Annotated in this window: 12 protein-coding genes and 1 pseudogene; 12 read left to right on the top strand and 1 reads right to left on the bottom strand. The window is 69.2% G+C overall.

Features of this window, described 5'->3' with window-relative positions:
- Positions 1-92: 92 nt before the first annotated feature.
- Together Prubr_RS31835 and Prubr_RS31830 are read left to right on the top strand one after the other, a co-directional pair.
- Positions 93-1355, top strand: coding sequence for a sensor histidine kinase (locus tag Prubr_RS31835; protein ID WP_212818800.1), 1263 nt, complete (start codon positions 93-95; stop codon positions 1353-1355).
- Positions 1352-2035, top strand: a complete 684-nt coding sequence (locus Prubr_RS31830; RefSeq protein ID WP_212818798.1) for a response regulator — start codon at positions 1352-1354, stop codon at positions 2033-2035. The genes Prubr_RS31835 and Prubr_RS31830 overlap by 4 nt, the downstream gene beginning before the upstream one ends.
- A 16-nt stretch (positions 2036-2051) precedes the next feature.
- Here Prubr_RS31830 and Prubr_RS31825 read toward each other — a convergent pair whose 3' ends face one another.
- On the bottom strand, positions 2052-3134 hold the full coding sequence (locus tag Prubr_RS31825) for a MupA/Atu3671 family FMN-dependent luciferase-like monooxygenase (RefSeq protein ID WP_246567926.1): 1083 nt from the start codon (positions 3132-3134) through the stop codon (positions 2052-2054).
- Between the two features lie 329 nt (positions 3135-3463).
- On the opposite strand from Prubr_RS31825, the gene Prubr_RS31820 reads away from it, so the two are divergent.
- The 10 genes and pseudogenes from Prubr_RS31820 (at position 3464) to Prubr_RS31780 (ending at position 14380) form a co-directional block, all read left to right on the top strand.
- On the top strand, positions 3464-5230 hold the full coding sequence (locus Prubr_RS31820) for a fatty acyl-AMP ligase (RefSeq protein ID WP_212818794.1): 1767 nt from the start codon (positions 3464-3466) through the stop codon (positions 5228-5230).
- Positions 5231-5249: 19 nt separating this feature from the next.
- Positions 5250-5537 (top strand): acyl carrier protein, encoded by a 288-nt coding sequence (locus tag Prubr_RS31815; protein ID WP_212818792.1) that lies wholly within the window; start codon positions 5250-5252, stop codon positions 5535-5537.
- Positions 5538-5882: 345 nt separating this feature from the next.
- Positions 5883-7034, top strand: coding sequence for an alpha-hydroxy acid oxidase (locus tag Prubr_RS31810; protein ID WP_212818790.1), 1152 nt, complete (start codon positions 5883-5885; stop codon positions 7032-7034).
- A pseudogene (locus Prubr_RS37400) lies at positions 7012-7242 on the top strand (IS5/IS1182 family transposase); the annotation flags it as partial. The gene Prubr_RS31810 and the pseudogene Prubr_RS37400, both read left to right, overlap by 23 nt.
- 208 nt (positions 7243-7450) lie before the next feature.
- Positions 7451-8668: a ParB/RepB/Spo0J family partition protein gene (locus Prubr_RS31805; protein WP_212818788.1), complete on the top strand. Its 1218-nt coding sequence runs from the start codon at positions 7451-7453 to the stop codon at positions 8666-8668.
- Between the two features lie 432 nt (positions 8669-9100).
- The gene (dpgA, locus tag Prubr_RS31800; RefSeq protein ID WP_212818786.1) at positions 9101-10207 is read left to right on the top strand and encodes a 3,5-dihydroxyphenylacetyl-CoA synthase DpgA; all 1107 of its coding nucleotides are present in this window, start codon (positions 9101-9103) and stop codon (positions 10205-10207) included.
- Between the two features lie 2 nt (positions 10208-10209).
- Positions 10210-10869, top strand: a complete 660-nt coding sequence (gene dpgB / locus Prubr_RS31795) for an enoyl-CoA-hydratase DpgB (protein ID WP_212818784.1) — start codon at positions 10210-10212, stop codon at positions 10867-10869.
- Positions 10866-12167, top strand: a complete 1302-nt coding sequence (dpgC, locus tag Prubr_RS31790; protein ID WP_212818782.1) for a (3,5-dihydroxyphenyl)acetyl-CoA 1,2-dioxygenase DpgC — start codon at positions 10866-10868, stop codon at positions 12165-12167. Before dpgB ends, dpgC begins: the two co-directional genes overlap by 4 nt.
- Positions 12164-12964: an enoyl-CoA-hydratase DpgD gene (gene dpgD, locus Prubr_RS31785; RefSeq protein WP_212818781.1), complete on the top strand. Its 801-nt coding sequence runs from the start codon at positions 12164-12166 to the stop codon at positions 12962-12964. The genes dpgC and dpgD overlap by 4 nt, the downstream gene beginning before the upstream one ends.
- A gap of 30 nt (positions 12965-12994) precedes the next feature.
- Positions 12995-14380: an aminotransferase-like domain-containing protein gene (locus Prubr_RS31780; RefSeq protein ID WP_246567924.1), complete on the top strand. Its 1386-nt coding sequence runs from the start codon at positions 12995-12997 to the stop codon at positions 14378-14380.
- Positions 14381-14581 lie beyond the last annotated feature (201 nt).

Here is a 14581-nt window from a genome sequence, read left to right as displayed (position 1 = left end):
CGGGGGGTCATCCTGGAGATGTAGTCGAGCGGGGTAGACGGATCGGTGTGGTGCGGACGTCACCGCGCTGGTCCGTGCCGGACAATGGGTGCATGACCGGCCAGTCGGCACTTCAGCGTCTCCAAGACGCCGTCGGATGGGTTGCCGGCCCTGCCGGGGGTCCCGAGTCGCGTCCGACCAGGCGAAGTCTGATCTTCGACACCGTGCTCGCGGTGCTCATCGCGGCTGCCTCCACCGTATATGTGCTCGAGGTGCTCCACACCCCCCCGGTGGCTCACCCGATCGGCCACCCGGTGCAGTCGACCGATCTCTCCACGCTGCTGGCACTGGCGATCGTTTCCTCGCTCGCCCTGGCCTGGCGCCGCCGTTTCCCGCTGTCTGTGCTTCTCGTCGTGATCACCACCGCGGTGCTGACCCCGTACAACGCGGCTCGGATCACCTTCTACCCCGCGGTGCTGGCGGCCTACAGCGCTGCCGCGTACAGCTCCCGCCGTATGCCGAAACTGATCGCCCTGGCCGCCGCGGTCGCCGTGTTCGGCTTCATGCGCAACGACGGGCTCACTCCCGCCGTTCCGGACCAGTACGCGCCGTTACTGATCTCCGTTCCGCTCGTGGTCGCGGCCATGGGCCTGCGTGCCTGGAAGTTGCGGGTCGACGAGTCGCAGACCGAGCTGTCGGCGCTCGAGCGCGCGCGGTCCGAGGAGTTGCGCCACGCGGTCGAGCAGGAACGCCTGCGCATCGCCCGCGAGTTGCACGACATCGTGACGCACCATGTGAGTGTCATGGTCATCCAGGCGGGTGCTGCCCGGAAGATCATTCGTACGGCCCCCGACGACGCGGAGGACGCGCTGCTCACCGTGGAGGCCGGCGGGCGGGCGGCGATGGACGAGCTGCGTCACGTCATGGGCCTGCTCACGACCGATGCGGGGAGTTCAGCGAGCGACGACGACGCGGAGCTGGCGCCGCAGCCGGGCCTCGGCGAGGTGGCGGCTCTGCTCGACCGCCTCCGAGCCACCGGAGTGGCGGTCGAACTGGCGGAGATCGGGCTGTCTCGTGAAGTGCCCGACGGCGTCGGACTGGCCGCCTACCGGGTTGTCCAGGAAGCCATGACCAACATCGTGAAGCACGCTTCCGGTGCCACCGCGACGGTGACCGTCGAGTACGGCGACCATCTCCTGTGCGTCGAGGTCGTCGACACCGGAGGCGTGGCGGGTCCCTCGGCGGCGAGCGGGAACGGGCGCGGGCTGATCGGATTGAAAGGACGGCTGGAGATGTACGGGGGCTCGCTACAGGCCGGGCCCCGCCCCCTGGGCGGTTACCGGGTGAAGGCAATGCTACCCCTGGAGGTGAGATGAACGCGCCGTTACGAGTGGTGCTGGCGGACGACCAGGTGCTGGTACGCAAGGGATTCGGCATGATCCTGGCGGCCGACGGCATCGAGGTGGTCGGCGAGGCCAGCAACGGCGTCGAGGCGGTCGCCACCGTCCGGCGCACCCACCCGGACGTAGTCCTCATGGACGTCAGGATGCCCGAGATGGATGGCCTGGAGGCCACCCGACAGATCCTCGCGAACGGCTCCGTGGAACCGCGGGTGATCATGCTGACCACCTTCGACCTGGATCACTACGTGTACGCCGCGCTGGCCGCCGGGGCCAGCGGCTTCCTCCTCAAGGACGTCAGCCCGGAACATCTCGTCCTGGCCATCCGTTCGGTGCGTGCCGGTGACGCCCTGCTGGCGCCTGTTATCACCCGCCGTCTGGTGGAGCGCTACGTCCGGCGGGACGCCGGCACCGCCGATCTGCACCGCGACCTCGCGGCGCTGACTCCCCGCGAGGTCGCGGTGCTGCGTCTGGTTGCCCGGGGGCTGAGCAACACCGAGATGGCCGCCGCGTTCCATCTGTCCGAGGCCACCGTCAAGACACACGTCTCCCGAATCCTGGCCAAGCTGCGGCTGCGTGACCGGGCGCAGGCGGTCATCGTGGCGTACGAGACCGGGCTGGTCGGCGGCGGGTCGACGCAGGGCGAGGCCCACTAGGCTCGGCCGGCCGCTGTCAGGACTGCGCGCCCTCGCGCACCTTCGCCAGCCAGGGCAGCGCGTCCAGGATCATGTTGTCGGCCACGCCGAAGTCGATGAGGCAGGCGATCTCGTTCACCCCGGCCGCATGCAGGCGGCGGGCGAAGCCGGCGCAGCGTTCCACGGACCCGAACATCGCCGACGTGCGGAAGTAGCGCTCGAAGGCGAACGCCACCAGCTTGTCGCGCGGCCCGGTGCCGAGGTCGGACCACTTGTTCTGCCACAGGTCGATGGAGGACTCCAGGTAGCGCATGAAGGGCTCCCGGATCACCGAGCGCACCCCTTCGTCCGACTCGCCGACGAAGGTGTGCAGCATGACCGTGACGACGCCGCTCGCGGGATCGAGACCGGCTGCGGCCCGTGCCTCGCGGTAAGCGCCGATCCGGGGGGCGAGATCGTCGATCTGCTGGAACAGCAACGCCGTCAGCACGTTCAACCCGCGGGCCCCGGCCTCGGCGAAGTTCTGCGGATTGGCGGCGCACGTCAGCCACAGCGCGGGTTCTGGCTGGACCGGACGCGGGTAGGTCATGATCTTCACTGGCACGCCGTCGCCGTTGCGTCGGGCAAGCTTCTTACCGGCCCACAGGTCGCGCAGCGTCTCGATGCCCTGCAACGTGAGTTCGCGCCGGTCGGCGAACCTGTCGGGGGCGAGCACGAAGTCGTTGCTGTTCCACCCGGTGGCGCAGGCGATGTCCACCCGGCCGCCCGACAGATTGTCGACGAAGGACCAGTCCTCGACGACGGTCAGCGGATCGTGCAGGGGCAGGACGATGCTGCCGGCCCGCAGCCGCACCCGCTCCGTGATGGTGGCCAGGGCCGCGGCGGCGAGTGCCGGGTTCGGGAAGGCTCCCCGAAGGGGTGGAAATGCCTTTCCGGGACCCACAGCGCGGTGAAGCCGTGGTCGTCCGCGAACCTCGCCGAGCGGCGGAGAAGTTCGTACTCGCTCGGCGGGTCGGTGGCCTCGCGATTGGCGAAGTAGAGCAGGCTGAAGTCCAGTGTCATCCGGCGGTCCCCGGTTCCGTAGACGCGGCGGTGGCCGCCGAGGGCAGGCCAGCGACATCTCCGCTGCGACGCAGCGAGGCCATGGGCGAGCCCTCAGCGGAGGATGCTAGGGAGCACCGCCGGAGGCGGCAAGCGCGCGACCCGGGTCGCCTCGGCGTCACCCGTGTACACCTTTGACAACGCTCCCGGGCGGTACGGACGATCCGTCGAGCAGAGCCGTGCCGGAAGCGCCGACCGGGCCCCCCAGACGTTCGACTGCGTCTCCGCATCGGTTGAACAGTCGTGGGTGGGTGGGTGCCGTGATCGAAGTGCTGCTGCCTGCTGAGTCCCGTGCCAGCCCGCGGGTCTGTGCCTCCGGTGTGCCCGCCCGCCCTCTCAAGGAGCACTATGAGTTTCGATCTGACCGATGCTCCGAACCTGGTGACTCTGCTACGTCAGCAGGCGTCCGGACGGCCGGACGCGCCGGCAGTGGCGTTCCTGACGCGGCCCGACGACCTGCACGGTGGACTGACCCGGTGGACCTACTCCGACCTGGACCGGCAGGCACGGACGATCGCGGCCTGGCTGCAACGGCAGCTGCCGGCCGGAGCGCGGGTGCTGCTGCTCTACCCGAGCGGTGTGGACTTCGTCGCGGCCCTGCTGGGATGCGTGTACGCGGGCATGGTCGCCGTGCCGTCACCGGAGCCAGGGCAGCAGAAACACCACCGCATGCGAGTACGCAAAATCATCGACAGTGCGGAGGTCGCCGGTATTCTGACCACGTCGGCGCGGCTCGGCGACACCCGCGCGTGGGCGGCCGGTGCGGGGCTGCAGACGGGCGTGTTCGTCCAGGCCACGGATCTGCCGCTGGCCGACCCGGACCAGTGGCAGCAGGGGGCGCCTGACCGGTCCGCCACGGCGCTCCTGCAGTACACGTCGGGTTCCACCGGGGAGCCCAAGGGCGTAATCGTCAGCCACGACAACGTGCTCTTCAACCTCGGCGTGGCGACCCGCGACATCGGCTGGCCGGCCTCCGCGCGGCTGGGTGGGTGGCTGCCGCTGTACCACGACATGGCCCTGCAAGGGCTCATCTTCGCCGCCCTGTTGCGTGGCGGCTCGCTGACGTTGATGGACCCCATGGCGTTCATCCGCCGGCCGATGAGCTGGCTGCGGCTCATGGATCTGCACGACATCAACGTCACCTTCGCGCCGAACTTCGCGTACGACCTGTGCGTGAGCCGGTCCACCGACGAGGACATCGCGCAGCTGGATCTTTCCCGTCTGTACCTGGCCGGCAACAGCTCGGAACCCGTCGACGCCGCTGTGCTCACCCGATTCGCCGAGCGTTTCGCCCCGGCCGGCTTCCGGCTGGATTCCTTCGCCCCCGTGTACGGGCTGGCCGAGATCACCGGCTACGTGTGCGGCCGCCGAGGGCGCGCCCCTGTCGTGCGCCGGGCCGACAGCGCGGAGCTGGCCGGCGGCAGGCTCGTCGCCGCCGTATCCGACAGGCCTGGCCGTGACGTCGTCAGTTGCGGTCCGCCGACCGAGGCGTGCGAGGTTCGCGTGGTCGATCCCTCGTCGCGCGAGGTGCTGCCCGAGGACAGCGTGGGGGAGATCTGGCTGCGGGGCCGCAGTGTCGCCGGCGGGTACTGGGGCCTGGACAACGACGATCAGGTCTTCGGTGCCACGACCGCGGACGGCGAGTCCGGGTTCCTCCGCACCGGTGATCTTGGTGTGCTGCACGAGGGCGAACTGCATCTGCATGGGCGGCTGAAGGATGTGCTGGTCGTCCGCGGCCGCAAGGTTCATCCCGCGGACATCGAGCAGGAGCTGCGCCGGCAGCACCCCGAGCTCGGCCGCCTCGGCGCGGTCTTCGCCGGTGCTGGGGACGGCGACCACCACATCGTGGTCACGCATGAGGTCACCAAGGTGTCGACCGAACGACTGCCGGTCCTGGCGGCCGAGATCCGGCAGACCGTGGCGCGCGAGTTCGGCGTCCATGCCGGCACCGTGCTGTTGCTCCGGCCGGGCGCGGTGTCCCGGACGACCAGCGGCAAGGTCCGGCGGTCCGCGATGCGTGAACTGTTCCGTACGGGCGCTCTGTCGTCGGTCTACCGTGACCCGCATCCGGTCGGCGCGTCCCATCCGGCCCCGGCCCTTCCTTCAGCCATCTGACTCTTCTCGAGGAGATCCCATGCTGCTCACCGGCACCATCGACGAAGTGCGCGACGAGCTGCAGGACTGGATGTGCCGCAGGCTCGCTGTCGCGGGCAGGATCCCGGTCAATGCGGTCGATCCGAACCAGCCCATGTCCGCCTATGGCCTCGACTCCCTCACCGCGGTCGCCGTGCTGACCGAGATCGAGCACCACGTCGGACGGGAGGTCGACGTCAGTGCCGTCTGGGAGTATCCGACCATCGCCGCCTTCACCGAGTGGCTGTCCGGCCAGTTGGTACCTGCCGAGGGCGACCAGTCCCACTGATCGCCGCGCCGCTGGGGAACACCGATCGGTGTCGAGCCGGGCCGTCGTCGGCGGTCCGGCACTGAAGGAGGTGCCATGGCCACGCGTATCGCAGCCCGCTCCTGCCGGCCGAACCCCGACGCGGCATGGCATCTGCTCGTCGGTGGTGACCGAGGTCGAGCGGCTGACCTTCGGGCGTGGCGGACGGCGAAGGCCACCGAGCCGGGAGTGTCCGGTCCCGTCGTCGGTCGAGGGGTGCTTCCGGCACCGGCACGAGCTGACGGGTCCGATGCCACCGTGCGGGCGTTCCAACGAGGAGCACATCATGGCTAGCCGGCTTCATGAACCGTACGGGCAGGGTGTCCGGTGAGGGGTGCGGAGCCGGCTGACGCGCCCGACGAGGCGTTCACCCTGGCGGACTATGAGCGGCGCGCGCGTGCCCTGCTGCCGCCCGCGATCTGGGATTTCATCGCCGGTGGCGCCGGTGAGGAGCGGACGCTCCGTGCGAACGAGGCCGCGTTCGAGCGGCTGTGGTTGCTTCCCCGGGTGCTCACGGGTGCCGGCCGTCCGATCACCGGGATTCGGTTGCTCGGCCGGGACTGGCCCGCTCCGATCGGGGTGGCGCCGGTGGCATACCACACGCTCGTTCATCCCGAGGGCGAGATCGCGACGGCGCGGGGTGCGGCCCGCGCGGGGCTCCCGTTCGTGGTGAGTACCTTCGCCGGAACCGTGCTCGAGGACATCGCGGCGGTGGCCGGCGGGCCGTTGTGGCTCCAGCTCTATTGTTTCCGGGATCGTGACGTCACGCGGCGGCTCGTCGAACGCGCGGAGCACGCAGGCTTCGAGGCCATTGTGCTGACCGTCGACGCGCCTCGGCTGGGACGGCGGTTGCGCGATGTCCGTAACGACTTCAGGCTCCCCCCGGGCGTGGCGCCGGCGAACATCTCCGGTGACGACTTCGCCTCCCCGGCCGGGCACGCCGCGGTCGCCTTCGACCCTGCTCTGGACTGGTCGGTGCTGTCCTGGCTGCGCTCGGTCAGCGGGCTGCCGATCGTGCTGAAGGGCATTCTGGGCACGAGTGACGCCCGGCGCGCCGTGGCGGCGGGGGCCGACGCGATCGTCGTCTCCAACCATGGTGGCCGGCAACTCGACGGAAGCCCGGCGACGCTCGAGATGTTGCCCGGCATCGTCGCCGCCGTGGCCGGCGGCGTTCCGGTGCTGATCGACGGCGGTGTGCGGCGAGGAGTGGACGTGCTCGCCTGTTTGGCTCTCGGCGCTGCCGCGGTGCTGGTCGGCCGCCCGGTCCTCCACGGGCTGACGGCCGGCGGTGCCGACGGTGTGGCCGGCGTTCTCGGGATCCTCCTCGACGAATTGCAGGACACCATGGCGCTGACCGGTGTCGACTCCCTCGAGGCGGTGGACAGGTCGCTGGTGGCGCAGCGGGAGCAGCTGCCTCACCTGCCCCTGGCCGGGCTGGGTACGCCCCCTTTGCTCCCGGACGCCGCCTGGCGGACATGACCTCGAACGCCGACGCATCCGCCTGTCCCGCCGCCAGAAGTCCGTCAACCGCCACCACGCCAGATCCGATCCCTCGGCGAACGCGCGGTCGGGACCTTCGAAAGCTGGAGGATCCGCACAGGTTTGCTGCTGCCTCCGCCGCGCCACCGCGATCGTGCAGGCCATCCTCGTGCTTCAAGCCGCCGAGGACGCCCGCTACCCACGATGAAAATGGCGCGGTATACCGCAGCGCAGTTTGGCCTGCCGTGTCGTGATGCTGATCAATGCCGTCACCTGCGATGTCGGGTCCAGGGGTCCAGCATGTGAATATTCCATTGACTGATGAGAGGAGTGCTTTACATGTGCATCTTTAATGAAGTTTCGGACCGTGGGATGTTCGATGAAGCGATGCTCTAACTCGGACATATTGTCTTGCGTTGGATGTGGCAGGGCTGTTAATGTCGCGATTGGCGCTTGACGGCCGCAATATATTGATGTTCTGGTTTATTGCAGAACGGTTCACGGGCGTTGGCGCGCACAAATTGCGTCCGGGGGGATTCGTTTTGAGTCAGCAGATTGACATTACTGTGCGCCAGGACCGCTCCAGCTTGCTGCCCACGGCCGGAGACTCCCGGCCGCCCGAGGCCCCAAGGCCCGACGTGGCCGAGTCGTGCCGGGTGCCGATCCGATCGCTTCTGCCAGCCGACTCCCCGCGGGAGTATGGGGAGGACGCCGAGCACGTCCGGACCCTGGTCGAAGCCGGCGCGGAACTTCCGCCGATCATCGTGCACAGGGCTACGATGCGGGTCATCGACGGCATGCACCGAATGCGTGCCGCGATGATCCGTGGCGACGAGACAATCGAGGTCCGCTTCTTCGACGGCACGGAGCAGGATGCCTTCGTATTGGCGGTGCGAGCCAACGTCACCCACGGGCTGCCGTTGTCGCGGTCCGACCGGGCCCGTGCGGCGGAGCGGTTGGTCGCCCTGTATCCCACCTGGTCCGATCGGACGATCGCCTCGGCGGCGGGCCTCGGCACTCGATCCGTTGCGGCCATCCGGCTTTCACTGCACGCCGGGGAGGGGCCCGTGGCGAGGATCGGGCGCGACGGACGCGTCCGCCCGCTGGACAATGCCGAAGGCCGGATCAGGGCGTCGGCCATTCTCCGCGAGAGGCCGGAGGCGTCCCTGCGGGAAGTGGCGCGTGAGGCAGCGATCTCACCGTCGACGGTGCGCGACGTCAAACAACGGATGACGCGGGGAGAGGACCCGGTGCCGCCTGGTCGCGGGCAGCGTGAAGCCGACCATCCGGCACCTCACGAACGGTTCGGCGGCCAGGAGGCCGACGAGGTGGCCGTCAACACGATCCTCAAGGGCCTGCAGAGTGACCCGTCCCTGCGGTTCAGCGAGTCCGGACGATCCCTGTTGCGGTGGATCCTGTCCCGTGCGGTGCGTGCGGACGAGCGCCTCGACGTGGTCGGCAAAGTTCCGCCGCACTGCTCCTACCTCATCGCCGACGTCGCCCGCCGCTGCGCGAACGAGTGGTTGCAACTCGCCAGTGACCTCGAACGCCGTAACGAAGAGACGCGGGAAGTAGTCACGGTGCTCAGGCCTACGGCGCGGGGCGCCGGAACGGGAACCCATCGCACGGCTTGATGCCGACGGCGGCCCTCACGGCGCAGGGCAGGGGCACCGACCGGCCGTCACGGCATGGACGGGCGCGACGTGACCGGCTCTGCCAGCAGCCGGCCGCGCCCCTCGACGCCTCGGCGTAGCAGGTCCGCCAAAGTCGCTCCCGGTGCGCCTCCGCCGGCCGGTGGCATGGATCCGCAGATCTGCCGCTGCGTGCTGAAAATCTTCGACGGGAAGCGTGGTACCCGGCGGAGGCGCCCCGGTCCCGCAAGCTGTGCAACCGGCGCCGGGCCGCGGTTGAACGCGCTCATCATCATTGCGTTTGACGCTGGGTAATTCCCCTCCTTACCGTCACCGGGTCGAATCAATATGGCGTTCCAGGAGGCATGCGATGACCATTGAGTCCGTCAAGGAGTTGGTGCGCAGTAAGCGGCGTACGTGGGGGTGGATGTACCGATGACGGTGACCCTCGAGCGTGCGGCAGAATTGCGTACGCCGACGCGCCTCCCGGCCATTTCGAGAATGGTCGGAGTGGGTACGGCGACGACCGGAACAGTGGTGTCGCAGGCCGATCTGCTCGACGTCATGGGCATCGACGACCCGAAGATCCGGTCCGTCTTCCTGAATAGCGCCATCGACCGGCGCAGCCTCACCCTCCCGCCGCCCGACGCCACCGGCCGGCGTGTCCCCGAGCCTCAGGGCAGGCTCCTAGACAAGCACAAGCGCCTCGCTGTCGACATGGGCGGCCGGGCTCTGCAAGACTGCCTCAGGAACGCTGGCGCGGCTCTCTCCGACGTGCGCCATCTGTGCTGCGTGACGTCGACAGGGTTTCTTGCTCCCGGTCTCAGCGCACTGCTCATCCGAGAACTCGGCATCGACCCGCACTGCAGCCGGTCGGACGTGGTGGGCATGGGGTGCAACGCCGGCCTCAATGCGCTGAACGTCGTGGCGGGCTGGACCGCCGCCCATCCGGGCGAGCTGGGCGTGATGGTTTGCGCGGAAGCGTGCTCGGCGGCGTACGCCCTCGACGGGAGCATGCGCACCGCGGTCGTCAACAGCCTGTTCGGCGACGGGGCGGCCGCGCTGGCCCTGACCAGCGACGCATCGGAACAGGTCCGGCCTGGACCGCGGATCCTCAAGTTCGCCGGCTTCCTGATCACGGATGCGATCGATGCGATGCGCTACGACTGGGACGACGGACTCGGCCGCTTCAGCTTCTACCTCGACCCGCGGATCCCGTACGTGGTGGGCGCCCACGCCGAGCGGGTCGTCGACCGCTTGCTCGCCGGCACGGGCCTGCGTCGCGGCGACATCGGGCACTGGCTGGTGCACTCCGGCGGAAAGAAGGTGATCGACGCCGTCGTGGTGAACCTGGGGCTGAGCCGCTACGACGTCCGCCACACCGTCGGGGTCCTGCGCGATCACGGCAACGTCTCCAGCGGGTCGTTTCTCTTCTCCTACGAGCGGCTGGTCGCCGAGGGCGTCGCCCGGCCCGGGGACTACGGAATCATGATGACCATGGGGCCTGGCTCCACGATCGAAACGGCGCTGGTCCAGTGGTGACTGTGGGGAGTACCGACGATCCGGTTCTGGTCATCGACGGAAGCCGGCCGGTGTCGCCGGGCGACATCGACGCGGTGCACCGGATCTGCGACCAGGCCGAGGACGGGCACCACGCCGGCCTGCTGACCGTGTACGTCTCAGGGGCACCGGAGCCGGGATGGACGGCGGGGCTCAATGTCGGCCTGGTGACCAAGTGGGAGCGGGCAGTACGCCGGCTCGAGCGCTCCGCCTTGGTTACAGTCGCCGTGGCGACAGGTGATTGTGGCGGTACGGCACTCGACGTGCTGCTCGCCACGGACGTCCGGATCGTCGCACCGGGCGCACGCCTGATGATGGCGACCGACTGCGAGGCCACCTGGCCCGGCATGGCGCTGTACCGGCTCATCCGGCACGGCATTGGGAGCGGGGTACGCCGGGCGGTGCTGCTGGGCGCCCCGATCGACGCTGGCGAGGCCGTGGCGGTCGGGCTCGTCGACGTCGTGACCGATGAGCCCGGCTCGGTTCTCGCGCAGGTCGCGGCGGCGGCCGGTGGCGTCGCGGGCAAGGAGTTGGCGATTCGTCGGCAGCTGATGCTCGAGGCTGCCGGCCGGGAATTCGATGAGGCTCTCGGATCGCACCTGGCGGCCTGCGACCGCGCCCTACGCCGGGCCGGCGCCGCATGAGCACAGCCACACCGCCCCGTCAGCTGGACAGCGACCGGATCCGCCTCGCCGAGGCAGCGGCGCAGACCGAGCGGCTGATCGCGGCGCTGCCGCCTCCGCGTGCGCGAACGGCGGACCAGCGTGTCGCAGCGGCCGCCGCTCACGACGCGGCCCGGCGGGCTCGGCAGCGTTTCCTCGAGCGGTACGTCGACGACGTCGTTGACGAGATCACCGAAGGGCATACCCGGCAGTTGCGGGTGGACGAGCTTGCGGAGACGGCCGCAACGGCCTTTTCCGGCCTCGTGCCCACGCCGCAACAGTTGGCTCAGGAGCGGTCCGGAGCCCAGGCGGACAAGGAGGGACGCGAGGTCGACCAGGGCATCTTCCTGCGAGCCGTCCTGCGTTCCGAGCGCTCCGGCCGCTACCTGATGGCGTCGATGCTACGGCCCACCTCTCGAGCGCTGCGGTTGCTCGACGAGTTCCGCCGCACCGGAATGCTGGAAACCGAAGCGGTCCGGCTGGAACGGCGAGACGGGGTGGCCCGGCTGACGTTGTGCCGGACGCAGACCCTCAACGCCGAGGACGAGCAGCAGGTCGACGATATGGAGACCGCTGTGGACCTGGCCCTGCTCGACCCGGCCGTGCGGGTGGGCCTGGTCCGCGGTGGCGTGATGAGCCATCCCCGCCACCGGGGCCGCCGGGTGTTCTGCGCCGGGATCAACCTCAAAAGTGTCAGCGCGGGCCGCATCTCGCTGACAGGCTTCCTGCTTCGGCGTGAGCTGGGCTACCTGCACAAGCTGGTGCGTGGCCTCGGCGACGAGCGGCCCGATCGCTGGGAGCCGCCGGTGCAGAAGCCGTGGGTGGCGGCCGTCGACACGTTTGCGATCGGCGGTGGCGCCCAGCTCCTGCTGGTGTTCGATCACGTGGTGGCAGCCTCGGATGCCTACCTGAGCCTCCCCGCCGCCCAGGAGGGGATCATCCCGGGCGTCGCCAACCTGCGCCTGGGCCGGATCGCCGGGGCGCGGCTGGCGCGGCAGGTCATCCTCGGCGGCCGGCGGATCCTGGCCACCGAACCGGATGCGCGCCTGCTGGTGGACGAGGTGGTGGCGCCGGACGATCTCGACGAGGCCGTGGAGCGCAGTTTGGCCCGGCTGTCCGGCGATGCCGTCGTGGCCAATCGACGAATGATCAATATGGCCGAGGAGCCACTCGACGATCTGCGGAAGTACCTCGCCGAGTTCGCGCTCGAACAGGCGCTGCGCCTGCATGCGGGCGATGTGGTCGACAAGGTCGGCCGTTTCGCGGGGCGCGTGGCATGACCGGTCGAACCCGGGTGCGTTGCGACAAGAGGGACCACGTCGCCCGGGTGACTCTCGACCGTCCCGGCGTGCTCAATGCCATGGACCTGCGCATGCACGAGGAGCTGGCGGAGATCTGGGACGACCTTGAGAGGGACACCCGGATCCGAGTCGTGGTGCTGACGGGTGCGGGGGAGCGGGCCTTCTCCGTAGGTCAGGACCTCAAAGAACGTGCCCTACGGGACAGGGCGGGTGGTCCGGCGTCGTCCTTCGGCAGCCGCGGACAACCCGGCTGGCCCCGGCTGACCGAGCGGTTCGACTTCAGTAAACCGGTCGTCGCCCGGGTGGATGGATACGCCCTCGGCGGCGGCTTCGAATTGGTCCTTGCCTGCGACGTGGTCGTCGCCTCCGACCGGTCGGTGTTCGGGCTGCCGGAAGTGCAGCTCGGGCTCGTGCCCGGCGCCGGAGGGGTGTTCCGGCTGATCCGGCAGCTTCCGCAGAAGGTGGCGATGGGCCTGCTGCTCACCGGACGACGGTTGGACGCAGCGACCGCACATTCCTACGGCCTGATCAACGACGTCGTGCCGGCCGGCATGTTGGACGACCGGGTCGACGGGTGGGTCGACGACCTGGTCGCCGTCGCACCACTGGCGGTCCGGGCGATCAAGGAGGCCGCGCTGCGCTCGCTCGACCTGCCGTTGCCCGAGGCCTTCACCACGTCGTACCGGTGGGAAGAACGTCGCCGGTGCAGCGCCGATGCCGTGGAGGGACCCCGCGCCTTCGCGGAGAGACGCCGACCGGCCTGGTCCGGCGAGTGACGCGGGCGTCGGGCATAACGAGGAGAGATAATGTCCGTTAATGGCATGATCGATGTCAACGGCCCGATGCCACCGGCTCCGGCGATGCTGCGGCGAAGTGATCTGCACGCGAGCCTGTCCGATCCGGTTCTGGACACGATGACGTTCCTCAACGAAGTGACGATGCGGTTTCCCGAGGCGATATCGTTCGCCCCCGGCCGGCCGTACGACGGCTTCTTCGACAACGAGGACATCTTCGCGCACATCCGGCGTTACCTGGACCACCTCGCCGCCAAGGGGTGGTCGGATCAGGAGATCCGCACGGCGATGTACCAGTACGGGACCACCGCCGGTCAGATTCGCGAGCTCATCGCCGACTCCTTGCGTCTGGACGAGGGGATCGACGTGCCGGCGGAGAGCCTGGTCGTCACGGTCGGTGCCCAGGAGGGGATGCTGCTCGTCCTGCGGGCGCTGATCGCCGCGCCGGACGACGTGCTGATGGTCTCCAGCCCCTGCTATGTCGGCATCATCGGCGCGGCCAGATTGCTGGACATCCCCGTCGTCGACGTCGAAGAGCCGGAAGAAGGCTTTTCCTGCGCCGATCTCGAGGCGGCCGTCGTGCGGGAACGTGCGCGCGGACGACGCCCGCGGGCCTTCTATGTGGTCCCGGACCACTCCAACCCGTCCGGGACGACACTGAGCCCGCAGGCCCGCTCCGAGCTGCTGGACCTGGCGGCCCGCCACGACCTACTCATCATCGAGGACAGTCCGTATCGTCTGGTCAGTCCCGGTACCCCGTTGCCGACCCTGAAGTCGCAGGACCGGGCCGGCGTCGTCGTCCATCTCGGGTCGTACTCGAAGGTGATGTTCCCCGGTGCCCGGGTGGGATACGTCGTCGCGGATCAGTGCATCGTCGATGGGAGTGGCCGGACCACCCTGCTGGCCGACGAACTGGCGAAGATCAAGAGCATGGTCACGGTCAACACGTCCTCGTTGAGCCAGGCGGTGGTGGCCGGCACGCTGCTCGCCGCCGACGGCCGTGTCTCCGAGCTGAACGCCAAGCCCGCGAGCTACTACGGCGAGGCGATGCAGGCCGTACTCCGGCAGCTGGAACGGCATCTGCCAGCCGAGCGCCGGCAGCGCCTCGGCGTCACCTGGAACACTCCCGGCGGAGGCTATTTCTTAAACCTGAGGGTGTCGTTCGAGACCGATGAGGCAGCCCTGAACCGCGCCGCCCGGGACTTCGGAGTGATCTGGACCCCCATGCGTTACTTCTATCCCTCCGGCGGAGGAGAGCGCATGATGCGGCTGTCCACGAGCTATCTGGCACCTCGGGAGATCGGCGAGGGTATAACCCGGCTCGCCGGCTTCATCGCTGCCGAGACCGAACAGAGATCCATCAGCGGGCAGTCCATCGGTCGGGGGGAACACCCATGACCGTCACCGCGAATCCCTGCGGACGCCCTGCGGGCTGGCGTGGGCGATGGGATGCCCGTCAAGTCCGCCGTGATCTCCCGTGGCCGCAGCGGTCGGCTGGCCGTGAAGCGCCCCACCACCAGCTCCGCTCGATGTGGCTGTAAGGTTCGACGGTCTCGTCGACCTGAATGGTGACGCCGTTCACCGCCGAGATCAGCACGG

Source organism: Polymorphospora rubra (genome assembly GCF_018324255.1).
GTDB lineage: Bacteria > Actinomycetota > Actinomycetes > Mycobacteriales > Micromonosporaceae > Polymorphospora > Polymorphospora rubra.
Note: the sequence above shows the minus strand (reverse complement) of the source record. Positions and strands in the feature narration are given on the sequence as shown.